Origin of the sequence: Methylobacterium mesophilicum, assembly GCF_022179445.1 — a bacterium.
GTDB lineage: Bacteria > Pseudomonadota > Alphaproteobacteria > Rhizobiales > Beijerinckiaceae > Methylobacterium > Methylobacterium mesophilicum.
Window position 1 is genome coordinate 37,221 of sequence record NZ_BPQU01000009.1, and the last position, 26,987, is coordinate 64,207.

Annotated in this window: 23 protein-coding genes and 3 pseudogenes; 12 read left to right on the forward strand and 14 right to left on the reverse strand. The window is 61.4% G+C overall.

Annotated elements, in window-relative coordinates; translation table 11 throughout:
- The first annotated feature begins 113 nt into the window (after positions 1-113).
- Together MFF40_RS11590 and MFF40_RS11595 are read left to right on the forward strand one after the other, a co-directional pair.
- Positions 114-794 carry a response regulator transcription factor gene (locus MFF40_RS11590; protein WP_058193915.1) on the forward strand — a complete coding sequence of 227 codons (681 nt, stop codon included), beginning with the start codon at positions 114-116 and terminating at the stop codon, positions 792-794.
- Positions 781-2,166, forward strand: coding sequence for a sensor histidine kinase (locus MFF40_RS11595; protein ID WP_238260537.1), 1,386 nt, complete (start codon positions 781-783; stop codon positions 2,164-2,166). Before MFF40_RS11590 ends, MFF40_RS11595 begins: the two co-directional genes overlap by 14 nt.
- 83 nt (positions 2,167-2,249) lie before the next feature.
- Here the strand turns inward: MFF40_RS11595 and MFF40_RS11600 are convergent, their stop codons facing one another.
- Positions 2,250-2,546, reverse strand: a complete 297-nt coding sequence (locus MFF40_RS11600; protein WP_058193917.1) for a hypothetical protein — start codon at positions 2,544-2,546, stop codon at positions 2,250-2,252.
- A 675-nt stretch (positions 2,547-3,221) separates the two neighbouring features.
- Positions 3,222-4,820, reverse strand: a complete 1,599-nt coding sequence (locus MFF40_RS11605) for a porin (protein WP_238260539.1) — start codon at positions 4,818-4,820, stop codon at positions 3,222-3,224.
- Positions 4,821-5,315: 495 nt separating this feature from the next.
- Here MFF40_RS11605 and MFF40_RS11610 point away from each other — a divergent pair, with 495 nt between their 5' ends.
- A complete protein-coding gene (locus MFF40_RS11610; RefSeq protein ID WP_238260541.1) occupies positions 5,316-5,591 on the forward strand; it encodes a hypothetical protein in 276 nt (91 codons plus the stop codon).
- A gap of 231 nt (positions 5,592-5,822) precedes the next feature.
- Here MFF40_RS11610 and MFF40_RS11615 read toward each other — a convergent pair whose 3' ends face one another.
- The 3 genes and pseudogenes from MFF40_RS11615 to istA all read right to left on the reverse strand — a co-directional run bounded on the left by MFF40_RS11615 (position 5,823) and on the right by istA (position 9,449).
- A complete protein-coding gene (locus MFF40_RS11615) occupies positions 5,823-6,176 on the reverse strand; it encodes a hypothetical protein (RefSeq protein WP_238260542.1) in 354 nt (117 codons plus the stop codon).
- 909 nt (positions 6,177-7,085) lie between these two features.
- Positions 7,086-7,955 (reverse strand): IS21-like element helper ATPase IstB, encoded by an 870-nt coding sequence (gene istB, locus MFF40_RS11620; protein WP_238260543.1) that lies wholly within the window; start codon positions 7,953-7,955, stop codon positions 7,086-7,088.
- Positions 7,952-9,449: pseudogene (istA, locus tag MFF40_RS11625) on the reverse strand (IS21 family transposase). Before istA ends, istB begins: the two are co-directional and overlap by 4 nt.
- A 112-nt stretch (positions 9,450-9,561) precedes the next feature.
- Between istA and MFF40_RS11630 the strand changes: the two are divergent.
- Positions 9,562-9,843: pseudogene (locus MFF40_RS11630) on the forward strand (integrase core domain-containing protein); the annotation flags it as partial.
- Positions 9,844-10,247: 404 nt separating this feature from the next.
- Entirely contained in the window at positions 10,248-10,772 is a 525-nt protein-coding gene (locus MFF40_RS11635; RefSeq protein WP_238260544.1) for a hypothetical protein, read from the forward strand.
- Between the two features lie 960 nt (positions 10,773-11,732).
- Here MFF40_RS11635 and MFF40_RS11640 read toward each other — a convergent pair.
- Entirely contained in the window at positions 11,733-14,111 is a 2,379-nt protein-coding gene (locus MFF40_RS11640; RefSeq protein WP_238260545.1) for a bifunctional DNA primase/polymerase, read from the reverse strand.
- Positions 14,112-15,070: 959 nt separating this feature from the next.
- Positions 15,071-15,721, reverse strand: a complete 651-nt coding sequence (locus tag MFF40_RS11645) for an Arm DNA-binding domain-containing protein (RefSeq protein WP_238260546.1) — start codon at positions 15,719-15,721, stop codon at positions 15,071-15,073.
- A 315-nt stretch (positions 15,722-16,036) separates the two neighbouring features.
- On the opposite strand from MFF40_RS11645, the gene MFF40_RS11650 reads away from it, so the two are divergent.
- Together MFF40_RS11650 and MFF40_RS11655 are read left to right on the forward strand one after the other, a co-directional pair.
- Positions 16,037-16,819 carry a Crp/Fnr family transcriptional regulator gene (locus MFF40_RS11650; RefSeq protein ID WP_238260547.1) on the forward strand — a complete coding sequence of 261 codons (783 nt, stop codon included), beginning with the start codon at positions 16,037-16,039 and terminating at the stop codon, positions 16,817-16,819.
- A gap of 88 nt (positions 16,820-16,907) precedes the next feature.
- Entirely contained in the window at positions 16,908-17,126 is a 219-nt protein-coding gene (locus MFF40_RS11655; RefSeq protein ID WP_238260548.1) for a helix-turn-helix transcriptional regulator, read from the forward strand.
- On the opposite strand, the gene MFF40_RS11660 is transcribed toward MFF40_RS11655, so the two are convergent.
- From MFF40_RS11660 to MFF40_RS11665, 3 genes and pseudogenes are all read right to left on the reverse strand, one after another.
- On the reverse strand, positions 17,034-17,948 hold the full coding sequence (locus MFF40_RS11660; RefSeq protein ID WP_238260549.1) for a tyrosine-type recombinase/integrase: 915 nt from the start codon (positions 17,946-17,948) through the stop codon (positions 17,034-17,036). The two genes, MFF40_RS11655 and MFF40_RS11660, sit on opposite strands and share 93 nt — an antisense overlap.
- A gap of 33 nt (positions 17,949-17,981) precedes the next feature.
- Positions 17,982-18,275, reverse strand: a pseudogene (locus tag MFF40_RS28965) (Arm DNA-binding domain-containing protein); the annotation flags it as partial.
- Positions 18,276-18,404: 129 nt separating this feature from the next.
- Positions 18,405-18,674, reverse strand: coding sequence for a hypothetical protein (locus MFF40_RS11665; RefSeq protein ID WP_238260550.1), 270 nt, complete (start codon positions 18,672-18,674; stop codon positions 18,405-18,407).
- On the opposite strand from MFF40_RS11665, the gene MFF40_RS11670 reads away from it, so the two are divergent.
- Positions 18,673-18,930, forward strand: coding sequence for a hypothetical protein (locus tag MFF40_RS11670; RefSeq protein WP_238260551.1), 258 nt, complete (start codon positions 18,673-18,675; stop codon positions 18,928-18,930). The two genes, MFF40_RS11665 and MFF40_RS11670, sit on opposite strands and share 2 nt — an antisense overlap.
- Before the next feature lie 136 nt (positions 18,931-19,066).
- Here the strand turns inward: MFF40_RS11670 and MFF40_RS11675 are convergent, their stop codons facing one another.
- Entirely contained in the window at positions 19,067-19,312 is a 246-nt protein-coding gene (locus tag MFF40_RS11675) for a hypothetical protein (protein ID WP_147854703.1), read from the reverse strand.
- 385 nt (positions 19,313-19,697) lie between these two features.
- On the opposite strand from MFF40_RS11675, the gene MFF40_RS11680 reads away from it, so the two are divergent.
- Positions 19,698-20,081, forward strand: coding sequence for an energy transducer TonB family protein (locus MFF40_RS11680; RefSeq protein ID WP_238260552.1), 384 nt, complete (start codon positions 19,698-19,700; stop codon positions 20,079-20,081).
- Between the two features lie 150 nt (positions 20,082-20,231).
- Entirely contained in the window at positions 20,232-20,372 is a 141-nt protein-coding gene (locus MFF40_RS11685) for a hypothetical protein (protein WP_238260553.1), read from the forward strand.
- A gap of 6 nt (positions 20,373-20,378) precedes the next feature.
- Here the strand turns inward: MFF40_RS11685 and MFF40_RS11690 are convergent, their stop codons facing one another.
- The 3 genes from MFF40_RS11690 to MFF40_RS11700 form a co-directional block, all read right to left on the reverse strand.
- Positions 20,379-20,576, reverse strand: coding sequence for a hypothetical protein (locus MFF40_RS11690; protein ID WP_238260554.1), 198 nt, complete (start codon positions 20,574-20,576; stop codon positions 20,379-20,381).
- A gap of 152 nt (positions 20,577-20,728) precedes the next feature.
- Positions 20,729-21,718, reverse strand: coding sequence for an inorganic phosphate transporter (locus MFF40_RS11695; RefSeq protein WP_147854706.1), 990 nt, complete (start codon positions 21,716-21,718; stop codon positions 20,729-20,731).
- 9 nt (positions 21,719-21,727) lie between these two features.
- Positions 21,728-22,369, reverse strand: coding sequence for a DUF47 domain-containing protein (locus MFF40_RS11700; protein ID WP_147897009.1), 642 nt, complete (start codon positions 22,367-22,369; stop codon positions 21,728-21,730).
- Positions 22,370-22,605: 236 nt separating this feature from the next.
- Here MFF40_RS11700 and MFF40_RS11705 point away from each other — a divergent pair, with 236 nt between their 5' ends.
- Complete coding sequence (locus MFF40_RS11705) at positions 22,606-22,842, forward strand: hypothetical protein (protein ID WP_147897010.1); 237 nt, start codon at positions 22,606-22,608, stop codon at positions 22,840-22,842.
- Positions 22,843-23,768: 926 nt separating this feature from the next.
- The gene (locus MFF40_RS11710) at positions 23,769-26,222 is read left to right on the forward strand and encodes a glycoside hydrolase family 16 protein (protein ID WP_238260555.1); all 2,454 of its coding nucleotides are present in this window, start codon (positions 23,769-23,771) and stop codon (positions 26,220-26,222) included.
- Positions 26,223-26,987 lie beyond the last annotated feature (765 nt).

Consider the following 26,987-nt stretch of genomic DNA (forward strand, 5'->3'; position numbering starts at 1 on the left):
GCGCAGATCAACCGCCATTTGACAGCGAGCCTGAAGAGGATAATTCCGGGTCCGCTGCAAAGCTGCAGGAGACCAAGCCGAACAGCCGAATACAGAATAAGAAGGAAAAAAGAATGCCCAGTGTATTGGTGGTCGAGGATGATCGTCGCGTCGCCGCTGAGATCGGTTCGGCGCTCGCGGAATACGGGTTTCAGGTCGACGAGGCGCCGAGCGGAACTACCGGCCTTCGGAAGGCGCTGGAAGGTAACTTCGACGTGATCGTCCTGGATCGCATGCTGCCGGAGATTGACGGCCTGTCGCTGCTCACCAAGCTGCGCGCCGCCAAGGTCTCGACGCCCGTGCTGATCCTAAGCGCGCTCTCGGCCGTCAACGAGCGTGTCGACGGCCTGCGAGCTGGCGGTGACGACTATCTCGCCAAGCCCTTCGAGTTCATCGAACTGACCGCTCGGGTCGATGCGCTGGCCCGGCGCAAGATGGCTGCCGAGACTGTTAACGAATTGGTCGTCGGCGAATTGCGCCTTGACCTGATCGAGCGGGTCCTGCGCTGCGCCGGCCGCGAAATCGAACTGCTGCCCAAGGAGTTCGCCATCATCGAGTTCCTAATGCAGAACGCCGGTGTGCTGGTGAGCCGTAAGATGATTTTCGAGTCGGTCTGGGGCTACAGCTTCAATCATCAATCGAGCGTCATCGACGTGCACATCGGCAAGATCCGTAAGAAGCTTGATCCCGACGGGCTGAACCCCCGGATCCACACGGTGCGCAACACGGGCTTCATCCTCCGTGCGCCTTCTTGAGGTTCGCCGCACCAGCGGCTTCCGGGTAGCGAGCCTGTTCTTCGCGACCTTCGGCTGCGCGTCGCTAGCCCTGTGCGGCTTCCTGTACGTCGATACGCGCAGCTACGGCCGAAAGGCCGCCTTTGAGTGGGTGGAGTGGGAGTCGAAGCATCTCCTGAACCTGCCCCCCCATGCTCTACGCGAGCGCATCGAGGCGTCGGAGGACTTTGCGGAAGGCGGGCGCCCGCTCGTGCTGTTTGGACCGGATCACGCACGCCGCGCCGGTGCCCCGATCACCTACCCGGCGACGGCGCCGATCGGGCGCCCCTTCGTCCTGACCCAGCAGACGGAGCATGGGACGCGCACGCTGTTCAGCGAACTGACGAAGTTGCCGAGCGGCGAGTACGTTCTGGTCAGCCGTTCGGCCAAGGATCTCCAGTCCCTTGAGAACGCCCTTGTCGAGACCTTTTCCTGGGGCATGGCAGCCACCATCATCATCGGCCTGATCGGTGCCGTAATCTTCGGTGTCGGGTCGCTCCGTCAGAACGACGCGATCACCTCAGCGGTGGTCCGCATCATGCGTGGCGACCTGAGCGAACGGCTGCCCACGCGCGGCGTCTCTGCCGACCTCGCCCACCTTACGCGAGTGGTGAACGACATGCTCGACCAGCTCGAGCGACTGATGCTGGAGATCAAGGGCGTCAACGAGAACATCGCCCATGATCTGCGAACGCCGCTTACCCGGGTCGTCGGGACACTGGAGCGGTCCCTGCGCAAGGCTGACAGCATCGAAGCGTTCCGCGCTTGCAACGAAGACGTGCTCGCCGAAGTCAAGTCGATCGTCATCCGGTTCTCGGCGTTGCTGCGCATCTCCGAGATGGAAGATCGTCTGCGCCGATCGGGCTTCTCGCAGGTTGACCTAAGCCGACTACTCGAGGATGCCGTGGAGTATTACGAGCCTCTCGCGGCTGAGCGGGGCATCCAGCTCCGATGGGCACGGCCTGAAAGCGCCCTTGATGTAGAGGGTGACCGCAGCTTGATCTTCGAGGCTGCGAGCAACCTGATCGACAACGCCCTGAAATTCACCCCATCCGGGGGCTGGGTCGAAGTCGCGCTTCTGCAGAATCCCACGACCATCCGCGTCACGGATAACGGCTGCGGCATTCCTGGCGAAGAGCTGACCACCGTCCGTGCCCGGTACCGCCGCGGCGCGTTCCGAACCGACAAGAGCGGGTTCGGCATCGGACTGAGCTTGGTCGATTCGATCGCCCGGCTGCACAGCGCGGTCTTTGACATCGCAAGCGACGGGACTGGTTGTCGCGTGACGCTGCTTTGGCCCGATCAGGGCCACGGTTCCATTGCCCTCGGCGCGGCCTCGATAGAAGCCGTCTGAGGCCCGCGCGGTCCCCCGTGGTGCCGTACCGGGGCTGGCGTCGCCTGCCGCGGCAGCGACAGGCGACGAGCCGACGGGATCGGTCAGTACGACGGTTCGCTGTGATGACGTGCGCGGGTGCTCAGGTGGCTCCACTGCCGGTTCGACGGAACGGACCCAGTATAGGCCGGCTGTTGCGGCACGGACGCGCTGTAGCCGGTCGCGCCCTCCCACATGCCACCCGACTTATCGTTCCCCTCAGCGGAAGACCATGGGTCGAGACCGCTTCCGTTCGTCCGGATGATTAGGCTGGGGTCGATCTGCGCGCTGGACTCGTGAGCGAAGGCGGAGCCAGAGATCAGCATGGCGCCGAACGAGCAAGCCAGGATAAGATTCTTCATGACGCAATCTCTTACTTAAGCTGTCGCGTATCGGCGACGGGAGTACACTGTGAGATAGTCCCGATTTAAATTCCATATTTTCTTGCAGAATAAATCTTTCAGTCTTTGAACGAGTTTAAATTTATAAAATCTGCTTTAAGCGGTTCCACTCCCGGTTGCTGCCGCAACGTTCGACGCTCTTATCGATGGTCTGGTGGGTTCAGATCACGGTGCCCGGCTATGAACGTCTCCCCCGTGCTCATGCCGGAGGGATTGTTGCGGAGTCTGTGATCTCTCGTGAGGTACCACGAAGCCGAGACGAGTCCATCCCGCCAGGGCGGTCTCATGTAGGCTCCAGCGTCGGCGATCAGGTGCTTGAGACCGAGGCTACAACACGAAAATGCCGACCGGTTTCCCGGTCGGCGAAGTCGTATGGGTCTGAAGCTTTGGGTTCGATTCGATCTGCTCCGGTACCTGAGCGCGCCGATTCGAAACCGCAGCCAACGCCCGCTCAGCGGCAAGAAGGGCCTCCGAGGAGCTGATTTACTTGTACATGACCCTTCATGGTGAGCAATAAAAATAGATTTTAAATGATTAAATCTAGAACGAGACAGTCGAGGTTGAAAAAACTAAGGGCTCAGCCTCTCGGCCGAGCCCTGATTAATTGGATGGGGGACGAGACGTGGAGCGGCTTAGCTAAAAATCCCGCTGCACGCGGAACCGAAATTGTGCCGCGTCCTGTGCATTCACATAGCGCAGCGAGTTTTTTGAGATATCCGGAGTTACACCGCTATTGAGAGCAGTGCGGATGTACTCACCCTCGACGCCGATATCGAGGTCCTTCACCGGCGTCCATATCAGGCTCGCGCCGGTGACGATCTGGTTGTTGCCGCGTAGCACCGGGCTCGTCGCGAAGGCCAGAGCATTGGTCGCACTGGCGCCCGCAGGCGCGAAACCGAAGCCCAGGAGGCCGAGTGCGTTACGACCCTTCGTGTTGTAGTCGATCTCGGCGTAGCTTCCAAAGAACGCCGAGCGCCAGGCGGGGCCCCAGTAATGGAGCAGCGAAGCGACTGCCGAAAAAGTGGTCGATAGCTCAAGCCGTCCCGTGGTCGGGTTTAGGACGGCGTCGGCGTAATATTGGGCGAAGGCGCCACCGCCCACCGGCGCCGCCGCGAGGGCGTCGTACGGAGCCGTGTAGTTCGAGATACCTGTATAGCTGAGTGCGCCCTGGCCGTAAGCGCTCTGGAGGTAAAGTGTATCGCCCGTCGCTATGAACGGCAGGTTGACCTTCAGGCCGCCCTGCACCGCCCAGCCGTAGGCGCTCGAGGCGCGGCCGGTGGGCGAAATACCGAGGGCGCTCGTCGCTGTCGTGACACCGGCTACCGCGCTGCCGGCGTCGCCAGCATTTATCTCGTGGACGGCCGCCGACAATTGTGCTGATCCCCACGCCTGGTCGATGCGCGCGACGCCGATGAAGTCAGGCATGCGGGTCTTTTGGGTCACGTCGACGAAGGCGACGTTGCCGGGCCCTACGACGATGGGAGCCAGGAAAGTCGAGGGGGTGAAGGGATTGAAGGCATTGCTGTAACCGGCAAACCCCCCTGCGCCCGTGAAGGCGCCGACCGCGGACCCGGTTCCGAAGATCGGGAAGCGGCGATAGGTCGGATCCTCCATGGAGGCGCTCACGGTGACGCCGTTGCTGAGAGTGGCCGTGTAGGCCAGCACGTTCGTGCTGAATGTGTCCGATCCGGCTGTGCCGCCGATAAGTTCGAAGTCGTGCGCGTAGAAATCGAAGAACGATGATGCCCGGCCAGCCGTCAGCCCAGCGAACTGGATGAAGGCCTTGTCGGCATTAATGTAGGTCTGCGTCCGGTTGAAAGCGTCAGCACCGAGGCCCGGGAAGGCCAAACCCTCCCGCTGGCGGGATCCGGAGGTGAGGAAGGGGCCGCTGCGGTCGGCGAGATCAAGACGCAGGAAGGCGCGGAGCGTCCCGTAGTCGGTTTGTGTGCGGGCATCAAGGTTGATGCGCATAAGGCCGAGATAGCCGGTCTGGTCGCCGCCAGTTCCGGTGCGGACCTTGCTGGTCTGGTACAGGAAATCATACCGCGCACGACCTGAAATGCGGAGGCAGGTATCGCTTCCAGGAATATAGAAAAATCCCGCGCCGTAGGCGTTGCAGACGCGCACATACTCGATCGGCGCAGCCTTCGTGGTTGGAAGGTCGGCCGCATGTGCCACGGAGCCCGAAACTAACACGGCCGAACTGCACAACAAAAGCGTCTTTAGATCAGTCATAATGTCCCCGCATACGGCGCCGCGAGCACGAGTGTGCAAGCGTAAATCCAGAACTCCGCGTTGAGGCTACAGAATGGTCCCGTTTCGTGCAGCCTGTCGCAGTATTTAAGAAATTTGGCCGTTCACGATATCGGCAGCTTGACCGTATCCAAACGTTTTTTGTTTGACAAATAAATTAGGCTTTGATTTGACAATTGAAATTCCATTTGTAAATTGGTTTTTAGTTTTCAAATCGCCTTCTTAGGGCAGATGCTGTGCCTCCCGAGACGAAGCGGTCCGGGACGCATGCCCATGCAGCGCGTGTCCGAGCTCGATTTGGATATCGGCCATACGTCCGTCCGCAGGCCGCGTTTTGACGGTTCAATTTTTGAAATCTTATCTTGTCTTTATCGTCCGGTTTTTGATTTGTGTGTCGATTTCAAATTACAAACTGGGAACCGGGGTGGCTTTTAAAGATCGTTGTGAGTATGAAATTGGCGTCCGAGGGAATGAACTATGCGCGAGCTGGATTTCTGGACTGCTTCCGCATTCATGATCATCTTGGCTTGGTCGTTGTACGGCCTGTTCGCGTTCTCGCATTCCTACGTGATGTTTCTACCGCTTATGGAATCGCTGAAGTACGACGACGCGGGTAATACTCTGATTGGGGCGGCCTTGTTCGCGGTCAGCTCTGCCTACGTTGCAGCCGTTCTCATTCGGACCGTTTGGGCGATCCGGACTTGGCTGGTTAGGGTCCTGCGCGTTGCCAGCACGGCGACCCCGCCGGCGTGACGCTGCGCCATTTAGAATCAACAAAGCGCGCGCGGAGTGGTGGGGGCCCTGCCGCAGGGCGGATTTTATTTTCTATATCAAATAATATGTATTTTGGGAAGATTGTATATCTTGAAATATTTGAAATGACGTCACGCCTGCGTCGAACGATCAATAATCGACGCGTTCGAGCTAATTAAGCGCCTGCTTCCCGACCGGACTAACACCTTTCGGGTGCCGGCCGCAAATAATTTAGATAGGCAAGGTGTCAATGATCAAGACACCATCGTCCGTACGGGTCAATTTAACTTTGCCAACGCTGAAATCGATTACTTCACCGTTGGTATTGTATGTCAGCGCGCACGATCCTCCATTTGTGAATGTTATGAAATGGCTTACTAAGTCATTGCTGCGCTCAATTTGATGCAATTTTATCGATGTAATATTACCGATTGAGATTGTTTTCACGCCAGTGAGTGAACCTGAAACACAACCAAGATTATCTTCTTCAATACGACACCCTTCGGCTTCATATATTTTCGAGCCAGTTTTGTCGAATGACTGCTTAATATAGGTAGTGGTGTTGCTATGTTTTTCATTGCTCATTAAGAGATCATCCTTTCGCTGAAAGTGCTTGTTCAAACAAGGTTGAATTATGTCATTTGGCTACAAATAAGCAAGTTGCCGCGGTGTCGTGTTATTTGAATTCTAATAAATTATTTTGTTCGACAGGAAATTAATCTGTTTTATGGAATATGTTTCTGACGTCGATTTTTTGATTGGGAATGATGCTTTCAGCTCGCCGGCCACAAAATCGATTGAAATTATAGCCGGCGGCGATCGGGATAACGTTAGGGTCGGATTTAGTCAGTGCAAAAATATCATGAATAATACATTGTGTGTTATGAGTTATACATGCTGAAGAACTCTGAAGCAAGTAATAATGCGACGGTAATCTTTGGGGCGGTTGGGTCTCGCCTTGCCTTGCCTTGCCTTGCCTTGCCTTGCCGCGCCATCGCCCACGGTAGCGACACCTGTCATCGCGGAACCGTCACTTGCGGCCGCTCTTGCCTGACGTAATTGGGATGATGCCCGCGGCCCGCAGTTTGACGCGCAGCCAGTCGGCATCGTGGCCGTTGTCAACTGGGCCTGCGGTGTATCCGGCCGGGTCTTCGGCCAGCACCGCAAGCGCGGTCGATACGTCACTGGCGTTGCAGGATGTTTGGTCTCGCGCTACGGCGTAGTTCGCACGGGAGACCAGGCTTCTGACAACGAAGTTTTGCGGTTCATGAAGGCCAACCAGGCCGACTTCCCCAACACAATAAGGGCGCGCGCTCTCGGCGTGTCCAAGGCCGGGCACTGTGCCTGGGCCGGCCGGCAGCCTTCGATGCGTGTAAAGGGCGGACCAATTCCAGGCTGCTGCGGCGTAGTAAAACCAGGCCAGTGGCGGCCGGCAGCTTGAACGATGAAGGGGCCCGATCGGGTCCCTTTATCGTTTATCGCCGATCCTGAGGCTCAAGCCGGTAGGATCTCGCCGGTCTCGGGATCCTGGGGATCGGCGGTGGCCTGGTTTTGCTCCGCCCTGCCATCGCCGCGGCCTCGTCGGCTGCGGGAGGATTTGAGGCGGTAGCTGTCGCCGTTCAGGCTCAGGATGCTGACGTGGTGGGTCAGGCGATCGAGCAATGCGCCGGTGAGCCGCTCCGAGCCCAGGACCAAGGTCCAATCCTCGAATGGCAGGTTCGAGGTCACCACGATCGACCTCCGCTCGTAGCGCTGGGAGAAGACCTCGAACAGCAACTCGGCCCCCGTCGGTGAGAGCGGCACGTAGCCGAGCTCGTCGACGATCGTGAGCTTCACCGAAGCCAGTTCGCGCTGCAGCCGGAGCAGACGGCGCTCGTCGCGTGCCTCCAGGCGCTGGTTGACCAGAGAGGCCGCGGTGGTGAACGCGACCGAGAAGCCCTTCTGGCAGGCCGCCAGGCCGAGGGCCAAGGCGATGTGGGTCTTACCCGTGCCGGAGTTGCCGAGTGCGATGACGTTCTCTCGGCTAAGGATGTAACCGCATCGCGCCAGCTCCAGCACGAGCATTTTGTTCAAGCTCGGGATCGCGGTGAAGTCGAAGGTGTCGAGGTTCTTCACCGCCGAGAAGCGTGCCGACCGGATCCGGCGTTCGACCATGCGCCGCTCCCGATCGATGAGTTCCAGCTCGACGAGCCGGAGCAGGTAGCGCGGATGATCGACGCCGCCCTGGGCGCACTCCCGGGCGACCTTGTTGTACTCGCGCAACACCGTGGGCAGCTTCAGCTGTTTGAGGTGGTGGGCGAGCAGAATCCCCGGCGTGCCGCCGGCGGTGCCGCCCGGCATCGTCTCGTCACGCGCCGCGCTCATGCCGCCACCTCCAGCACCAGCACGGCGTAGTCGGCGGCCACGGTCGTCCTCACCATGGTCCTGGGCAGATGCAGATAGGCCGCCAGGCCGAGCCGGTGTGGTCGTCGTTCGAGCTGGGCCAGCGCGATCAGCTTGACCGCGTCGAAGCCGATCGCCCCGAGCCGGATTGCGTCGGTGACGGCCGAGGCCAAGACGTCCTTGGGCATCGCCTCCATCAGGCGCAGCACCTGGATGAACTCGCGCTTGCCGCGGTTGCCCATGTGCGCCTCCAGGAGGTGGCGCAGGTGCTGGAACGCCTCGAGCAGATCCCAGCCCTGGAGCGCGGCCGCCTGGTCGAGAGCGTTCGGTTTGATCTCGATCAGCGCGAGGTAATCCAGCGGATCGGACACGAACACGCCCGTGCCGTAGCTGCGCTCATGCCGGGCGATCTCGATCCCCGCGCACAGGATCACGACCTCCTCGACGAAGCCCTTCACCAGCACGTCTCGGAAGCCGTAGGCGGTCGGCACCGAGTAGTCGTTGCAACGGTAGCGAACCAGCGCGGTCGAGGAGACGCGCCCAGCCCGCTTCTCGCACGGCTCTAGCGGGACCGCCGGCAAGGCACGCAGGACGGCACGATCAGTGACCAGTCGCGTGCCGATGCTCTCGGCATGCTGTCCGGCCCGCTCATCCTGCCGGGTCCGGCAGCGTCGCTCCAGATCCGCGTTCAACGCCTCGAAGAAGGCCGACACCGGAGCCGGGGTCATGAGGTTGGACCGGGCGTACTTGACCAGTCCTTCAACCTTGCCCTTGTCGTTGCCCTTGCCCGGACGCCCGAAGCGGTCTCGGAACAGGTAGTGGCTCACCAGCTCGGTGAAGGCGCGGGTGCGCTCGCGCTGCCCGCCGCCGCAGATCTTGGCCACCGCGATCCTGGTGTTGTTGTAGAGGATAAACAGCGGCACGCCGGCGAAAAACCTGACGGCGGCGACATGCCCGTCCAAGGCCGCCTCGGTGGTCTCTCGCGGATACGCCTTCACGAAGCAGGCGTCGGAATGCAGCAGGTCCATGCAAAAGAAATGGATCTTCCGACGCACGCCGCCGATGGTGGCGACCGTCTCGCCGAAGTCGACCTGCGCGTGGCCGGGCATGCGCCAACGGAACGAAGGTCTCCAGCCCGCTCGCGCGTGCGATCCGGACGTGATCCTTCACAACCGTATAGCCGCCAGCATGGCCCTGCTCGTCGCGCAAACGTTCGAAGATCCGCTTGACCGTGTGGCGTTGCTTGACGGGGGCGATCCGGTCCGCCTTCAAGATCGCGTCGATCACCGGAAGTAGCGGCCCCAGCTTCGGCTTCCCGATCGGCTTGGAACGGGTGCAACCCGGCGGCAGTCAGAACCGGCACATCTTGGCGATCGCCTCGCGATTGAGCCCAAATACCCTTGCTGCCTCGCGACGAGAGTGGCCGTCGATGAAAACGAACTGCCGAACGGCCGCGTAGACCTCCACGGCAAACATCCTGGGGCCCTCCCGAAAGAGAAGCCTCTCCACCGGCCGGCTTTTACCCCGCCCGCATCAGCTCAACGCCGACGCTCCAGTGGATGATTTTGTCACCGTCCTACACACCAAGGTCGAGCACTGCCTGACCAAGCCGCGCTGCCCATGGACGGACGGTCAAGTCGAGCGGAGGAACCGCACCATCAAGGACGTCATGGCCAAACGCTACCACTACGGCAGCCACGACGAGCTGCGCCAGCACCTCCAGCTGTTCGTCGATGCCTACAACTACGGCCGTCGCCTAAAGACCCTGCGCGGTCTCACCCCCTACGAGTTCGTCTGTCAGGCCTGGAAGAAACAGCCGGAGCGGTTCAGGCTCGACCCGTCACACCACACCGCGGGACCAAACATCTAGTTGCGGCGCGTCAAATCCGTCGACATCCGCTTTCAGGAGCTGCCGAAGCCCCTTGAAGTGGCTAGATTGGGCGCATATCGGCCTAGAGGAGCTGGCCGAGAAGAGCACGTCCGCTTTTCCCGCTCGCCTTCTCCAAAGCGGACCGGCAGCTTTCGGCCAGATGCGATCACAGGCCTATGCCAGCTTGCCCGCAAGCTAATCTAATTTAGTCATTAATTAAATCGCACTCTTGATTCGGAGTGCATTTCTATAAGACTATAATATTGAAACCATTACAGATATTTCTCCGACATCATTTCAAAAATAGCAGATTGATATTGAATTCATAGACTAGGATACTCATATGCATGGTGCTGTTCTAACTTGCTAGTCAAACAGAGAAGCATCTGGCGCAGGGTAAAGCTATGTCGAATTTTAGTTCTGCTCACAAGCAAGAAAGCTACGAGGACGCCATCGGGCGCATCGGCACGCAACTCGTGGACGAATGCGATGCCGCGAAGGACAATCAAGTCCGCTCGATGCGCGTCGTCAAAGGGAGCAATCTAGCTCTGCTGAGTTTGCGTGTCCGACATGCAGACAACCCCGATGCTCAGCTCGATCGTATGATTGCCGTGCTCGTCGACGGCCATAGACCGGCCCCGGCAATGCCCTATACGGCCTCTCTCGACGCGGCGCGCAGCTTCGTTGCAGAGGCGCTGCCCGGGTTCTGGGTTAGGTCGGGTTTTAGCGAGTTGACTGGGTTCTGCAGTCTCGGCCCTGACTACGCCGGATCTGAAGGGCCGCGTCTCGCTGTTGAGTGGCCTTACGGCGACTGCCCTGACGAGTGGACCGAGGATCTCGCTCCCGGTGATGGTCCTCACCGAGAATGCTACGCGATCCTGAGTTGTGCCCTGCAGGCGCTGGCTTATCGCCATAAGCGTGGGCTCTGATCACGGCACGGACGTCAACCCAAAGAGAGGTTTTGACAATCTTTGGGTTGGCCTGTGCCTCATTGGGCCTTATGCCAACCTCGTCCGGGATTTGCGGAGGAGTCCGGTTAAAGGATGGATTTTGCATCGTGATAGACGCAAGAACATGGTCAAGTAGGTGAGCTTCGCCCTACTTATGAGTTCTTCATGTGGAGTGGTGGGTGTTTTTTGTCGGAAGACACGTTGCATTCAGAAGCACTATCTGTCCTTCAAGCTTGAAAAATTTTCAATTTTTGTTTTCATCACAACAAACGATCTGTATGAACTTACAAGGGCTTGGGCAGATCATCAGCCAGCTAGACTAAGAAGGTAAGCTCGGAAGCCGGCCGGTGTGAAGCGAATGTCCTCGAACACCGGACCTGTGCCTCGGGCATAAAAGACGGCAATCTTGCGCACTTCGGCGGGAGCGCTAGCCTCAGTCTCAAGTCGGGTACACAGACTGTGCCGCCAAGCGGCAATCGTGTCGAGCTGTTCTGCACGCCGTTCTGCGAGCCATACCAAGATATGATCTACCCGGTAGACCAGGGGGGAGCCGGAGGCGCGTTTAAACCAAGCGCTGGGGAGCGGATCCGGTGTGAGCCGCCGGTTGCGCCACGTGTTCCATGCGCCAGGGTCTACTCCCAGCGCGGCCGTTAAGGCGGTGGTGGAGATCGGCGACCACGCAAAATGGCCTGGAAGGTGGACTTCGGAGGCCCGTGGTAGCGTCCTCAGAGTGGTGCCTGACTTCCTAATAATAGCGAGCGGAGGAGGCATCGGATCAGTAACAGGTAACACGTAACACCTCATTTTAAATTGGGTTTCTAAGTGTACATACTAGTCAGGTGCGAGGCGGAGGGCTTACTGCCCTCCGCCTCCACGACTGGCCTTGTACAGCCAGCGTCTGAGTTTCAATCAGTGTGTTACCTGTTACCCTGTTACTCTTCAGGCGGTCCGGGCCTCGCCGACCTCCTCCTGGGCGGTCGGCCGCATGGGTTGAACGTTGGATCTGTCGGGTGCTGCACGAAGCACTTCCGCTTTCAGCACACTGTCCGGCGCGTTGAGATATTCCGGGACGTTACGCACCGCCCACAGCCGCACCTTCAAACCGTTCGGAAGGGTGATCAAACGGTGATCGCCGCCCGGAGAAACGCCTACCTTGCGCGCCCCGATCTGCTTCATAGCCGCAACCACCTTTCCAGCCTCGACGGGGCCAACCATTCCAGCCATGTGCGGGAGCCGCAGCGCCCCCTCCACTTCGCGCATCAGCACGATGTCTCGGTAGAAGGGACCGCTTCTCTCCTCGATCATCCCCGCGATCACTCGCCCCAGCGGGGTTCGGCTGGCTTCCTCTGCCGCGTCACGTGCACCCGTCCGCGGAGGTTCTGCTTCAGCGTTGAAGCCGCTGATATCTCGGGTGAGGAGCAAGTGCTTGAATGCACCCACCACAAGCTCGTCCGCGATGGCGGCGTAAATTTCCCGGAAGTAGCTGGCCGGCTGCTTCTCCCGCGTGGTTGCCCCCACGAAGAACCGTCGGCTCGTCGGGCCGATAACGAGGGGGGCATCGTGATTGCTATAGATGATGATGCCCCGGGGCGTCCGACCGTCGTGGAACGGAATACCCTTGCCCTCCACGCCAAACCGCTCCGCAGTGAACCAGTCCTTCAGGTCTTCCGTTACCTCGAACCGCTCACCATGGTTGGCCTCTTCCACCACAATGACCTGGCAGTTGATGAGGCTATCTTTAAAGCGGCTGGACAGGTGTTTCCCACCCACCTTCCTTGCGTTCCGTTCGCCAAACAGTGCCTCGAGCAGCTCCCCAATCGTTGACTTGCCGTATCCCTCATCCCCAGTGATGATGAGGGCGCTCTTGATCTTAATGGCCGGCTTCTGAATTAAGTGCGCGATATAGTCGAGAACATGCCTTCGGGTCAGCTCATCGGGAAACAGCATTACAAAGTGGCGCATGATGCGTTCGGCCGCGTCAGCATCATCGCGCGCCGAAGCCCCACCGGGGAGCCATGTGTTGCACCAAGGATCCGCAGCACCGCGATCCAGCATCAGGCGGTTATCACCCGGGAGATAGTCGAGGTGTGCCGTGCGGGGCGTCGCGGCCCAGCCCAGCATGGTATCGACAGGGTTTTTCCCAACCTTGTCCCGCACCATGGCAGCAAACGTCTTCGCTTTCAGTGTGTCACCACTCGCGGGCCGGAACACGCGGTCGGTCTCGCCGTCGAAGACCATGCCGATCTGGAGCTTGACCCGCTTTAGCAGATCATAAGCAGTCACTTCCTTGCTGCGAGGGTCGCGAGGCTTGGGCGGCAGCTGGCCGAGGTTGTACGGACCCTTAATCCGGCCCCAGAACGGGCAGCGCTCGCAAGCCTTGCAACCGAGCTTGTTCTTGATGTTGGCGCATGAGCGCGGGCCACTAGCGCGGTGCGCTTGGACCATCTTCCGAGCAGTATCGTTTCTGTCGTAGGTGGGATGGCCCTTGCTGATAAGCTGCGAGATGTTCTCACCGTCACGACACCGGGACGTGATCGAGAGAACAGCGTACCAGTCCGCCTCTGAAAGTTCAGCGGGATGCTCATCTGCTCCCGCAATAAAGGCGCAGGCCTCGCGGATCGGCGCGAACTCCGCCGGTCGCGATGTCGTCGGTAGCTGCGCTTTGAATTCAGCTGATAGGTACTCGGCGACAGCGCCATCCCCGCTGACGGCCGGCCTCTCAGGTTCAAAAGCCCGCAGGGCTTCAATCACGACCGCGGGCAATTCAGCGAATGCGATCTCCCCCGGCGCACGCCCCTCCTTCCAACGATGTTGCCCGATCACCGCCTCCGGGCCCAGTTCGCCAGGCTTGTACTGAACACGCGAAGGGGGGAGGACGCAGTTCACAGCGCCAATGCGAAACTCCAAATTCGGCAAGCCGAGCATCGCCTTCTGGAACTCCAAGTCCGCTCCAGTCGGCAGACGATAGATGAGCAAGCCGCCACCACTTGCCGTTACAGCCTCAACCGTTGGCGGGAGCGGCCCAAAGCGCTCATTCACGGTGGCCCAGCTTTCAACCCCTTTGCCGCCATGCTTGGTGTCGATATCGATCACGGCGAACGTACTGCCAGGCTTGAAACCAATATTCTGGGCCGGATCCAGGTATGTGAGGGAAACCTCATTCGGGCGGGTGATGCCCGGGCGCAACTGCCATCCCTTTCCAACCGGCTTTTTGGTCAGGGGGTGGAGTGACAACAATTCCATGCCGAACGACAAATAAACTTGTGCTGCTTCAGCCGGCAAAGTGTTGTCAGATAAGATTTGAGATGCCATATTCATGGTGGACGCATTCCTTAAAGTTGCCAATCGGTTTCTGAAGGCTCGGGTCGCCGCAAACGGCCCGAGCCTTTGCCTTTCGTGAGTTAGGGATATTGTTCTCGAATTGGTTTCAGCTTTGGATACGGTGTGTTGGGTGGAACAGCAGCTTGTCCATTGTCCATGATAAAGTATTCTCCAGAATATGGGCTGCGATTTGGGCAGTGAGGGACGCGGTAACCAAGCCCATCGCTGTGTTCATGAAGTTCTCCACAGTATGGGCACCCGATAACGAGAAATGTGTACTTCCGGTTTTTTGACAATCGACGCTGAATGATCATGGCTATCCGATCTACGACGGGGCCGTCATCAGTGTAGGTAATAAAATCACCGAAGTAGAAGCGATCACGCGACATCACGGCTGACCCCCTCTCCGGTAATTTCTCGAACATCTGCGAGACGGATCAGCGTGCGGTTACCTAACCGTTGGAGAGGAAGGTTTCGGCGTACCGTGGCCGGACATACGCCGAGGATCTTTGCAGCGTCGCCGACGCTGACCATACGACGAGCAAGAGAACGGTCTGACATCAAGTGCCTCCGTGAGGGCTGTACGATCCAGGGCACGGCAAGACCGTGGTTCACCTCCGGACTGCTCAGAGCGTTGCTCTGGTCACCCCTATGGTAGTGCCGTGCACCAAAGGCACTTAGTGTGTAGGTACGTTTCGTACAATAGCTCTGGGAGCGCTTTTTTGAATGCCTCGGCTTGCCCCGGCAGCGGGGCACTCGAAGCTTCGGCGGGGTCCTCCGCGTCGCGCCGAGATAAAAGGTGTGGGAAAAGATGTTGCGGTTTGTGCTGCTTTCGGGGAATGTCTAGCTTGATGCTCTCCTGCTAAGCGGAGAGGGAGCAAATAGCAAAGGCATTATCCATAGATGAAAATCTAAACTCAATATGTTCGATACTGGATATGCCATAAAGTAAGTGATTATTTCTTTTTCCGTTTTTTAAACGGGTTGCCGCTAGCAAAACCATTTTTGACGGCCCAATCGTAGAAAATCGAAAGAGCTCTGCGCATCTCAACACGAGAAGACGCGCGGTGTGATCCTCGCATGCATTCCATAATGCCACCTGCATCTAAACTATTGATGTCAACTTGGTGAAGTGACGCCAGCTTCGATACAAAATATACTCTGATATCCGACAGGTAGCCCGGATCAACTTGTCCCTGCCAATATTCCAGATAAGGCTCAATGAGGTCGCCTAACGTAACTGGAGGCGATGCGTTTTCGTATTCGCGAGCTGCGTCCGGTTCCCTGCTTATGTCGGGCTGCCTATCCATCTCAAGGGCAGGCTTTCGGATTGTCGCAAGAGACTCAATGCCAAGCCGGTCTAATGTCTCTCGTTTTAGCACTATTAGTGCTGTTTTACGTGCCTCGCTCTCGGACAGGACCCTAATTTTGCCAATCGTAACTCGTTTCGAGCGCCCAAACTTATCACGGTATTGAACGAACCAGGTTCGTGAGCCACCAGAATTTACCCTCAGACCAAATCCAGCCAGTTCTTCGTCAAAAAAGAGTTTTTGAGATTTTCCCTCCGGTATGGATACTTCGGAGGCGTTGATATCTGTGAGTTTCATGGTCGTCGTCCATTTAATTCCGAGGAATGACCCATCTAGACTTCACTGCGACGGGCAGAAATATTGAACTCAGCTCATTTGGCCGACGCCTTCCGACGCTCGATGGACACGTGCCCACAAAAGTGCTTTTCTGGTACGAACCGGACCGAGATATGATCGGTGCTGCAACCTTACTCACTAATGGCTTAGGAGCATGAGATTTAAGATGAGTGCTGCTGTCGTTAATTATCATGGCGCTACTTGTTCGTTCACTATGTTGACGCGAAGCTTTCTAACCAAATTCGGCTTTTCGCTGTGACGGGTTGATTTTTCAATATGACCTTCGTTGAGAATTCGACCGATAAAAGCCGAAGTAATATATTTTCGTCGTGCTTGGTCCGAATGAATGAGGAATGGGGTTCTGTTTTGGAACCCGTTGTTATTAAGCCTGGGCAAGTTTTGTCTTATGAAGACGCCCGTGCAACCATATTGTATTTTCCAATCAATTGTGTTGTGGCTGATTTAGTAAGCCCAACATCCTGGTTTGCGGCTGCTGTACAGGAAACTGATCAACGCACAGATGATAGCATTCAAGTAGGAATTTATGGTCCTGAAGATGTGGTGGGCCTTCCAGGTTTGCTTTCAGTTGGAATTAGTGGGCGACGATCGGTTGTAGAATTTGGCGGTCACGCACTTCGATGCCAAGTCAGCGCTGCTCGGCGTATCATGGAGCGGGACCCGGGCTCGAGAGAAGTTATTCATTCCTACGTAGCCCTTCTTCTAGAGGAGTTGGGCCAACAAGCAGCCGCAGAACAACGATTGGATGTGTCGGATCGTGTCGCGGCCTACCTATGGCGCATGGTTCAAGCCTCTGGAGAGAACGTAATTACTATTACCCATGCTCATATCTCAAAAAGATTAGGCGCCCGACGCCCGTCTGTAACAGAGAGCATTAATGCTCTTGTGAAACTGGGTATCATCGAGCAAATTGACCGAGGTCGAATATTGATCAAATCATTTGACGAAATAGGAAAAATCGTAAAGCGAGCTTGGCCCGCTATGCAAAATACCAGGGAAGTTTTTCGGAGCAGAATGATATCTGTTGCGATTGCCAGTTGAGTTTCTTTGGTGCCGTGTCGCGTGATTGATGGAATTCACCTGATGCCAACCATCTTGAAAGCTGCGGTACGTTTCGTACATACGACGCATGATTGGCTCAGATCCCACCGCTCCGGCAAATCGCGTCATCCCTTTCGCAGAAGTCTGCAAGGAGGTGGGACTTTCGCGTACCACCCTTCGTGAGATGATTGCGCGGGGGAGAGGGCCAAGAACGCTACGCCTCAGCGAACGTCGTCTCGGTATCCGTCGTCACGACCTGGAGAAGTGGCTGGCCGAGCTTGAGGACGTGCGCGGCCCAAAAGTCTAAGGCTTCTCGCTTTTCTTCGCGGTAGAGCGCCCAGTTGTAGGTGCCAGCCACACCACCTTTCGCGCCAGAAACGTGATTTATGACCGCCTCAACGATGTGGGGTGGGACTTTCAGGTCGTTCATGCCTGTCGCCAGCGTGCGTCGCAGGTCGTGGATCACCCAGGGGGTCCGAAGCTGAACGGCGGCGTCGAGACGATCTTTTGCCGCGCTAAAGCCAGAGAAGGGCCCAGTCCGATTGCGTCCAAAAAGATAAGGCACGCCCTCCCGCATACTGCATGTCCTTAGGATTGCGACTGCGGGCTCGGAAAGCGGCACCTCATGTACGCGGCCGTTTTTGGCCCGCTCCGCAGGGATCGTCCACACGCCGGCTTCGAGGTCCAATTCGTCCCAGACCATACGGGCGACTTCGTTGCGCCGCTGGCCTGTAAGGATCAAAAGCCGGATGATGCGACCGAAATCGTCGTCTCCGACTACTCGCCAGACCGTCGCCAATTCGGACGCCGAGAGGACGCGGCTGCGTCGCACATCCTTGGCCGGTTTATTTGTTCCGATGACGGGGTTGGTTTCGGTAAGGCCTTGGCCGATTGCCCAGGCAAAAAAGGTCGACAGCTGCGAGCGGGCACGGTTCGCAGTTGCGGGTGCACGGACTGTGATCTCGTCTAGACATTGTGCGACGTGAGCGCGCCGGATGTCCGCAATCGGAAAAGAGGCCAGCGTTGCGAAATCGTGTCGCAGGTGCCGTTCAAGGGTTTTTTGGTTCGCAGCCTTCAGCCGGGTTTTTGCACGCTCGAGGTACTGCTCAAAATACGTGCTGAGCGCCACGACCGTAATAGGGGCTCTGGCCGCAGCTCGGGCCTCGCGAGGCCCCTCCCCCAAATGAGCCTTCGCTAACTGCTCACGCGCGGCATCGCGTGCTTGAGCGTAGCTGACTCGACTCGTAGGCCCAAGGGTGACCAAACTGTACTTACCTGATGAGGGCGCCGGCCGAATTACCCACACCCGACTTCCCCCTGCCCGGATCCGAAGACCGAAGCCGGGTGTTTCCAAATCCCACACCGTGCGTTCCTGCTGGCCAGCAGCCAGCTGAACCGTCGTCGCAGTGGAGCGTGTGAATGCCAGAACGTTGGACGGGTCTGCTTTGCGGGGCATTTCGGTCGGGGCGATCTTGGGGTGAATATGGGAGCGTTGCGTTCGTTTCGAACCGATTGCCGACGAGCATCCGTGAGGTGCTATCGGCTATCTCTCAGAGCGCCACCCAACACCCTTTTTCACCCCAGGTCAATGGCGGTACGTTTCGTACGTCATTGGTAATGAAGAGGTCGACAGTTCAATCCTGTCTCGCAGCACCAGAATTTCTCCTGACTGACTAATCGTTTCAAGGGTGCGATGGGCTTTCACGCGAAGCCTTGCGCCGATCTTCGGGCTCGGGGCACGGATCGCCGGAAAGGCGTCGTCGAGCCTGTCGGCGTCTCGCGGTGCCTCGGATGGCGCGCCGTTCCATCCGTTTGGGGATGATGCGGAATTGAACACGACGGCCCTCTTCACCATGCTGGGTATCGTCCTCGGCTGGGTCGTCCTTGCCGGGGCCGCGCTGCTGTCGGGCCGGATCGCCACCTTCGCGTTCATGGTCCTGACGGTGGTGGCGCTGTTCCTCTACGTGCCCTGGGTCAGGCTGCGCGCCAGCGGGATCGAGGGCTCGAGCCGGCCGGTCCGGTTCTGGACGAATGTCGCGATGCTGGTGGTCAGCCTCGCGGCCGGCCTCGCCTTCGCGGTGATGCTGGCCCGGCGGATGGGGTACTTGTAGCCGGAGGCTCGCCGCGAGCACCGCCGGACGATGTCTCGCGCTGCTTCATCCTCCCGTCAGCGGCATCGGAGTCCCGGCGCCTCCTGCAGGACGTGCAGCGATGCCGAACGCCGAACCGAGCCGGCGTCCGCGGGGCTCAGTGCTTCGTCAGGCTGTCGAGGGTCTCGTTCTGCCCGAGCGTGTCCGAGAACCGTCCGAGGCGGCTGAGGCTCGGCTCGTTCAGGCCGCCGGCATTGGCGAAGGTGGCCAACGCGATGCCGACCAGAAAGCTGGCTTCCTCGGCGGTGACCGCCCGACCGCTCAGCGTGCTGGCCGCCCCGCGCACGGCGAGCACGGCCTGCTGGAACGCGGGGTCGTTCTGCAGCTCCGCCAATCGAGTCATCTGAGGCTTTCTCCTGGATCACGGTGTGATGTCTGCGGCTTCGCCGGAGCCTGTGGACCACGGGCGCGAATGGCTCAAGCGGTGCCGCGCCTGCATCCCGGAACCGGGACCATGCCGGCGGCTCTGGTCTGTCTCGAAACCGGATGATCGACCATCATAAGCGTCACGCTAGGCGGGTTTCACATCATGGATCAAGGTTTCCATCGGGCCGTCTGACGATCCGCAACGGATCGGGACCGTCAAGATCGTGGCGCAGGGACGTCGGATCCGGCCGGCGGCAGCGCAGGCCTCGCCCCCCGGACGCCCGGCCCGGGGTCACGGCCGGTAAACCCTTCCGCGTGAGGATAGCCGGGCCACCATTCAGGCACAGGATCGTTGTTCCAGCATGTCGTCACGCGTGTTGAGTTACGGGACCGCCGCGCTCCTCGGCGTTCTGCTGCTGCCCTGGCCGGCGGCGGCGCGGACGGGGGTCTCGCCCGCAGTGCGCATCTGGCTGTCCGGCCTCGTCACCCGGATTGACGCGGTCGATCGCACCGATCGGCACGCGAACACCCGCAGGGCGGCCGGCACCGTGCTGGTTCGGATCGAGATCGCCGCCGACGGTACGGTCCGTCAGGCCGAGATCGAGCGCAGTTCGGGCTCCCGCGGCCTCGACCGGCGGGCGCTCCGGGCGGTGCAGGGCGCGAGCCCGTTCAAGGCGCCCCCGGCCGAGCTGCTGGCCGAGGACGGGGTCGCCGACCTCAGCGTTCCGGTGCAGTTCGGGCGCTAAAGCATCGTTCCGAACGCCGGCCGCCGCGGCTTTCGCAAACAAGACGATGCGCGAGCCTCGGCCTCGGAAACGCGCGGCGCCGGCCTGAAACTTTTTTCGAATCGCCCCCGTTCGCGTCTGCAATCAGAAGGCGCGTCCGGGAGGTTGATGGTGAGAGACACATTCGCGCGGCTGCGCCGCGACGAGACGAAGCGGCCGCCCCTGCCCCTCGTGGTCTCGTGGCTGGCGGTGTCGGTGGAGATGTGGGTCGTGATCTACGCCTATTCCGGCCGCGTGATCTGGACCTGGTGACCGGGTTCAGCGGTCGTCGTGACCGCGCGCGCCGATGAAGGCTCCGATCAGGTATCCGGATTGGTGGGCCGCCAGATAGGCGAGCAGAACCAGGACTTTCACGGCATCGATCGTGGACGTCAACGCCCAGAGGGGCAGGCAGACCAGGGCGATCAGCACCGAACTCGCCACGACGGCCGGGGCCCGATAGAGCCAGCCTTCCACGATTCCCGCCGTGCATAAAAGGGCCGCGATAAGCAACAAGCAGCACCTTGTTCGGCGTAATAGTGAGATTTATAGCTCAATCCTACGCATATTGCTATATTAAGCTTCTTAAATTCGATTTTGCCCGCGGGACGTATATTTTTCCCGGCGGGTCACGGCAGCACGAAGCCGGAGACGCCGTAGATCAGCGCCGCGACCAGTGCCGCGGCCGGCATCGTGACCACCCAGGCGATCACGATGCCCTGGGCGATGTTCCAGCGCACCGCCGAGACCCGCTTGGCCGCGCCGACCCCGATGATCGCCCCGGTGATCGTGTGGGTGGTCGAGACCGGGATCCCGAACGCGGTGGCGGCGAACAGGGTGATTGCCCCGCCGGTCTCGGCGCAGAAGCCCTGCATCGGCGACAGCCGGGTGATCTTCGAGCCCATCGTGTGGACGATGCGCCAGCCGCCGAGCAGCGTGCCGAGCGCCATGGCGGTCTGGCAGGACAGCACCACCCAGAGCGGTACGTGGAACGCCCCGCCCTCCTCCCCGTGGGCGTAGAGCAGCACCGCGATGATGCCCATGGTCTTCTGCGCGTCGTTGCCGCCATGGCCGAGCGAGTAGAGCGAGGCCGAGACGAACTGCATCCCCCGGAACAGCCGGTCCACGGCGTGAGGGGTCGAGCGCACGAAGATCCACGACACCGCCAGCATCAGAAGCAGACCGAGGCCGAAGCCCAGGGCAGGCGAGAGCACGATGGCGGCGCTGGTGGCGATCACGCCGGGCCAGACGATCGCGCCGAGGCCCGCCTTGGCGATGCCGGCTCCGAGCAGGCCGCCGATCAGTGCGTGCGAGCTCGAGGATGGGATGCCGGCGTACCACGTGATCAGGTTCCAGCTGATCGCGCCGCCCAGCGCCCCCAGGATCACCCGGTCGGTCACCACGTCGACATCGACGATGCCCGACCCGACCGTGCCGGCGACGTGCAGGCCGAAGATCAGGAACGCCACGAAGTTGAAGAACGCCGCCCAGATGACGGCGTAGCGGGGTGCGAGCACCCGGGTCGACACGATGGTGGCGATCGAGTTCGCGGCGTCGTGCAGCCCGTTCAGGAAATCGAAGACCAGGGCGACGGCGATGAGGACGATCAGGAGGGTCACGCGGTGGGCTCAGACATGCTCGACCACGATGCTGCTGATCTGGTTGGCGACATCCTCGAACCGGTCCATGACCTTCTCCAGGTGGTCGTACAGTTCGGACCCGACCACGAAGGCCATGGGATCCTGCCGGGAGGCCTTGAACAGGGCCTTGAGCCCGGCATTGTGCAGGTCGTCGGCCCGGCCTTCGAGTTGGATGACCCGCTCGGTCAGGGTGTTCAGGACGGTCGCGTTCTCGCCCAGCGCCCGCAGCTTCGGCATCGCCTCCGCGGTGGCGGCGGCGGCCTCCTGGATCACCGCCCCCATCTCGCGCATCGACGGCTCGAAGGCGGTGACCTCGAACAGCTGCACCGTCTTGGCGGTCTTGAGCATCTGGTCGATGGCGTCGTCCAGGGAGCCGACCAGGGCCTGGATGTCGCCCCGGTCGAACGGGGTGATGAAGGTCCGCCGCACGGCCAGCAGGGCGTCCCGGGTGATCGTGTCGGCCTCGTCCTCGTGGTCGGCGATCGCCTGGCAGGCCACCGGCACGTCCTGGGTGCCGTCGAGCAGGGCCCGGAGTGCGGCCGCGCCGCCGACCAGGGTGGCGGCATGGCGCTCGAACAGATCGAAGAACCGGTCTTCCCTCGGCATCAACGCACGAAACCAGCCCAGCATGTGACGTCCCGGTTCGAGGATCAGTATCCGTGCAAGCTCGACTGCCAGAGACGCCTAGCATGACGATCCGCGGTCCGCATCAGCCGGGACCGGTCAGGTCATACATTCGGGCCGTGTCAGTCATTGACGATATCGATTTCCGTTATCGATCCGATCTGTTTGGATCATGACGCGGTGCAACGTAAATAGTGCCTCGACACCGGGCGTCGGACCCGGACAGCAAGAGGTATCCCACCATGACCACGCGTTCCCTGATCCTGGCCGCCCTGGCCTCCGTCCTGGCCTCCGTGCCGACGATCGGCTCCGCCCTGGCGGACGAGGCCATCAACCTGACGCCGCCGCTCTATCGGGAGCAGGCCCGGGTGATCTCGACCACCCGTCCCGCGACCGAGCTGGCGACCACGCCGCGCCTCGTCCCGGCGGCTCCGACCACCACCCGGGTCATCACCGCGACCGCGATGCCGACCCGCTGATGCGGGCCGGACGCCTCACGGCGCCTCCCCATGGCACATCGCTGAAACGCATCCCGGAGCACGCAGACCCGCTCCGGGATGCCGCCGACCGACCGCAGCATCACCCGAGCGCCCGGCGGGTGCCGGACCGGCAGTCCCGGATGCGAGACCCCGAGGCCGCGTGAGCGCGTGACCGCATAAGACTCCGTCGGACTCGCGGATCTGCCCGATCAGCCACGGCGACGGGCTCGCCTTTCCGGGCCGGGCTCTCTGAACGGGGACGGCTCGATCGGTAGGCAATCGATCCTCGGGCCTGCTCCGGCTTCAGCCAACGGGCGTCCGAAGGCCGGCCACCAACGGCTCCCGGCACAGGCACGGGCGGGCCCGGATCGTCGCACCTGCGGCTTCGTATCGAGACCCCACGATCCTCCTCGAATCCGATCCGCTCGACCTGAGCCCGGCTGGATCCGAGTTGGGCAGAATCCGCCCCACCCGATACGAATCGACGCCGCGCCGCGACCGCATGCCCGTGACCGCGCGCGGACCGACCCGCGGGATAACCCGCTCTCGGCGCAGGTTTTCATCCGCCGAGCCTGGCTGCCGGATCGGCGATCGCCGACGAGACCGGTCTCCATCGCGACAGGTCTCGGACGGACCGGCGTTAGGAAAATAGGCTTACGCGCGGTATGGCTCGACAGCAACTGTCAATCCCGAATGCAGCATCGAACGAGCCTGATCTGCATACGTCGAAATCGGGATCTTGAATGCTGCACAAATACAAATCTTGACAGCAGCGCAACCACGTACGTAATGTTTCCACAGTGTTAAATTTAGGAAAAATAGCTGAGTAGGTTGCCCGTCCACTCGGGTGGCTGACGCGACGTAGGCAAGTTCTCTTGTGCTGCGATGGATCAATCGCGCCCTGCTGCAAGTCTGGGGAAACATTCATGGTCGACTTGACCGGTTATAAACTAACCTTCGACGAAGAATTCAACACCCGCAGCATTTCACAGACCGGTGCGGGGACCACCTGGGCCGATATCCGCGCGCAAGACCGCGGTGACGCGAACGCCGATGTCGGGTTCGGCCACTCGTCCTTCGTGGACAAGGGGTCTGGCTACGACCCGTTCCAGCTCCAGAACGGTGCCCTGTCGATCACGGCGGTCCCGGACAGGACCCCGTCCGGCGTGCCCGGCAGCTGGGAATCCGGCCTGCTGACGACCCAGGGCAACTTCTCGCAGACCTACGGGTATTTCGAGGTCCGGGCCGACTTCTCCGAGCAGGTCGGCGCCTGGGACGCGTTCTGGCTGCTGCCCAACCAGCAGAAGCCCGACCCCTATAACGCGGGCCAGCACCAAGAGCTGGACGTCGTCGAGCGCTACGGCGACGGGCCGAGCACCGTCTACAGCACGATCCACACGACGGACCAGACGCCGAACATCCCCTGGCAGCAGAACCGCCAGGTCACCAGCGTGATGCCGGACCAGAACGGCTACCATACCTACGGCATGAACTGGCAGGCCGACCGGATCAGCTTCTACGTCGACGGCCAAATGGCCGGCTCGCAGGCGACCCCGTCGGACCTGCACAGCCCGATGTACATGCTGGTCAATCTGGCCAGGCAGGGGGGCGGCAGCAACAACGCCGATCTCGCCGGCGTGCCGATCAGCTCGAAGATCGATTACGTCCGCGCCTATTCGAAGGATCCGACCGCGGTCGCCGTGAAGCTCGACACCGTGTCGAGCCCGGACGGCCGGGACCCCGGCCTGTACGGCGCCGCCTCGGCCACTTCGACGACAGCCGCCGCAACCACGTCGAGCGCAGCGAAGGGCACGACGAGCACGGCCACGAGCGCCACCGGCTCGGCCGCGCCCTCCGGCGCGACCACGAGCTCCGCTTCGTCGGGGGCTACCGCGACGACGGCCACCAAGCCGGCGACGGGTTCGGCCACAACCACGGCATCGGGAACGACCAACCCGACGACCGGCTCGGCCACCCCGCCGACGACGGGCTCCACGGCCACGATTGCCGCGACCCCCAAGCCCAGCGTCTCGACCGCCCCGACGACGGGGTCCGGTACCTCCACGCCGTCGGCCGTTCAGAACCCACCGGTCGGCGCGTCTTCGGGCTCGACCAGTGCCACGCCGGGAACGAGCGCGCCCACCGCCAGCGCGGCGCCCACGACAGCACCATCGGCGGCACCGTCTACGGCCCCTGGCGCGAGCACCACCCACACGACGGCGCAAACCAGCGCCGCGGCCGCGCCGAACGGCACTGCTTCGAGCGCAACCGGCAGCGCGAACGGTGGAACGCATGCGCCGACCACGGGCGCGACGGCGCCGGCTGCAACCTCCACGACGAATGCGGGTGGCTCAACGACTCCGGCTGCGGGTTCCGCCGTCTCGTCTCCGCCGGCCAGCACCGCTCCCGCCACCGGAAGCGGGACCGGCACGGCAGGCGGCCATGCGACGACGGGGGTCCAACCGACCACCGTCAGCGCAGCGCCTGCCGCGCCGACGCCGAATGCCGCCGGCACGACAACCGCGACGGTGACCTCCAGCGCGCCGACCCGTGCCGCTCCCAGCTCGGTGAGCAGCGCGAACGGCGGATCGCACACGAGCGCGGGCGCGTCGTCGCAGACCGCCGCGGAGACGACCCATTCGGGCGGCGCGACCGTTGCGGCCACGGGTTCGGCGCCGCCTCCGACCACCGTCAGCGCAGCACCCCAGGCTCCTGCCCCGACGACGGGCTCTGCGGGGACGTCGAACCTGTCCGCGTCCCCCGTCTCGGCTCAATCCGCGGCCGGCTCGGCCTCGACCACGCCGGCAAACGGCATGGCCCATACGCCGACCACGGGACCGGGCGCCGCGGCCCCGGCGAACCTCGGCACGACGGCGGTGACGACCCCACCCGGCGGGACCAGCGCAAACGGTGTCGCCATCCCCGCCGCGAGCCCGGCGAGCGTGGCCTCGGTGACGACCAGCGCCACCGCGCAGCCGGCCATGGCCACCGCTCCGACCAACCCAGCCTCGACCGTGGCCTCCGCCTCCGGCGGTGCGGCGCGGCCGGCGCTCGGCAGCGCCACCCGGCCTCCCGCGGGCACTCAGAACCCGTATCCGCCGAACGGCAACCCGATCGCCCCCGCGCCGACAGCCCCTATCAATTCCGGCAGCGCAACGAGCGCTTCCCCGGCCGCATCCGCGGGCGCCACGAATCCGCAGGGTTCAGCCGTCCCGGCGGCGGTGAGCAAGGCGCCCGCGTATGAGACGTTCTCCGTCCCCGAGAGCCAGCGGAAAGCCGCGATCGCCATGATGGCGAAGATCAATAAAGGCGAAGCCAGCCCACCTGCGACCACCGACTGGTTCACCAAGCTGTCCAACATCCTGATGCATCTCTGGTAGGCGCGGCTTCCGAACGCGGTTTCGGAGGCGCCTGCGAGCGCAGGCCGCTTCCCGCGCCGGGGCCTGTGGATCTCCGCGGCCGGTGGGATGGTGCGTGGTGTGACCTTGCGGTTTGCGCTTGGCACCCGCCAGCGCAGTCCGGCCCGTTGCTGACCGACCCGGTCCGCAACGGGCCGGTGCCCGCCGTTTCCCAGTATGAGAAGGTCGCCGGCGGCTTGGCCACCGGGGCGACCGCCGCCCGATGGTGCCGCGCGGCAAACCGCAAGACGGCGGCCGGGCGCAGTTCCACGTCCTCTACGCATCGCGCTCGCCCGCGCCGAACCGGCATCCACGTTGCCGGCGAGCGGCTGGGGTCGGAGCGGGTCCGCCCCGATGGGACGCCCCGACTCGGGCCCTCATGCGCCGGGCTCGATCGGTGACGCGGAGACGCCAGCCGCCTCCCGGCAGCGGGTCGGCCACCGTTCCGATCCGTCGGGCTGCACGGGCTGTCTCGCGACGCGGCCTGCCTCGCCAGCATCGGCAGCGCGCCGCATCCGGAAGCGCCCCCTCGCAGTCGCGGTGCTCGATACGCTCGTGCCGGCGGATCCGACAGGGGCATGCGTCTACGACGGGATGCGGTGCCTCGAATGCAATAACGTCGACCTGCCGGCTCAGTACGGCGGTCGTTCTGCCATCCGGAAAACGGTGCCTGGTGACCAGCCCAGCGCCTGGGCTTCAAGAGTGGCATTTCACATTCGGTAATCAATTCAGAGAAAGCCGATCGTT

What these genes read in the sequence shown, in the direction of transcription:
- MFF40_RS11590 (WP_058193915.1), top strand. Translation starts at nt 114, where the DNA reads ATGCCCAGTGTATTGGTGGTCGAGGATGATCGTCGCGTCGCCGCTGAG.
- MFF40_RS11600 (WP_058193917.1), bottom strand. Translation starts at nt 2,546, where the DNA reads ATGAAGAATCTTATCCTGGCTTGCTCGTTCGGCGCCATGCTGATCTCT.
- MFF40_RS11605 (WP_238260539.1), bottom strand. Translation starts at nt 4,820, where the DNA reads ATGACTGATCTAAAGACGCTTTTGTTGTGCAGTTCGGCCGTGTTAGTT.
- MFF40_RS11610 (WP_238260541.1), top strand. Translation starts at nt 5,316, where the DNA reads ATGCGCGAGCTGGATTTCTGGACTGCTTCCGCATTCATGATCATCTTG.
- MFF40_RS11615 (WP_238260542.1), bottom strand. Translation starts at nt 6,176, where the DNA reads ATGAGCAATGAAAAACATAGCAACACCACTACCTATATTAAGCAGTCA.
- istB (WP_238260543.1), bottom strand. Translation starts at nt 7,955, where the DNA reads ATGAGCGCGGCGCGTGACGAGACGATGCCGGGCGGCACCGCCGGCGGC.
- MFF40_RS11635 (WP_238260544.1), top strand. Translation starts at nt 10,248, where the DNA reads ATGTCGAATTTTAGTTCTGCTCACAAGCAAGAAAGCTACGAGGACGCC.
- MFF40_RS11640 (WP_238260545.1), bottom strand. Translation starts at nt 14,111, where the DNA reads ATGAATATGGCATCTCAAATCTTATCTGACAACACTTTGCCGGCTGAA.
- MFF40_RS11645 (WP_238260546.1), bottom strand. Translation starts at nt 15,721, where the DNA reads ATGAAACTCACAGATATCAACGCCTCCGAAGTATCCATACCGGAGGGA.
- MFF40_RS11650 (WP_238260547.1), top strand. Translation starts at nt 16,037, where the DNA reads ATGACCTTCGTTGAGAATTCGACCGATAAAAGCCGAAGTAATATATTT.
- MFF40_RS11655 (WP_238260548.1), top strand. Translation starts at nt 16,908, where the DNA reads ATGATTGGCTCAGATCCCACCGCTCCGGCAAATCGCGTCATCCCTTTC.
- MFF40_RS11670 (WP_238260551.1), top strand. Translation starts at nt 18,673, where the DNA reads ATGCTGGGTATCGTCCTCGGCTGGGTCGTCCTTGCCGGGGCCGCGCTG.
- MFF40_RS11665 (WP_238260550.1), bottom strand. Translation starts at nt 18,674, where the DNA reads ATGGTGAAGAGGGCCGTCGTGTTCAATTCCGCATCATCCCCAAACGGA.
- MFF40_RS11675 (WP_147854703.1), bottom strand. Translation starts at nt 19,312, where the DNA reads ATGACTCGATTGGCGGAGCTGCAGAACGACCCCGCGTTCCAGCAGGCC.
- MFF40_RS11680 (WP_238260552.1), top strand. Translation starts at nt 19,698, where the DNA reads ATGTCGTCACGCGTGTTGAGTTACGGGACCGCCGCGCTCCTCGGCGTT.
- MFF40_RS11700 (WP_147897009.1), bottom strand. Translation starts at nt 22,369, where the DNA reads ATGCTGGGCTGGTTTCGTGCGTTGATGCCGAGGGAAGACCGGTTCTTC.
- MFF40_RS11705 (WP_147897010.1), top strand. Translation starts at nt 22,606, where the DNA reads ATGACCACGCGTTCCCTGATCCTGGCCGCCCTGGCCTCCGTCCTGGCC.
- MFF40_RS11710 (WP_238260555.1), top strand. Translation starts at nt 23,769, where the DNA reads ATGGTCGACTTGACCGGTTATAAACTAACCTTCGACGAAGAATTCAAC.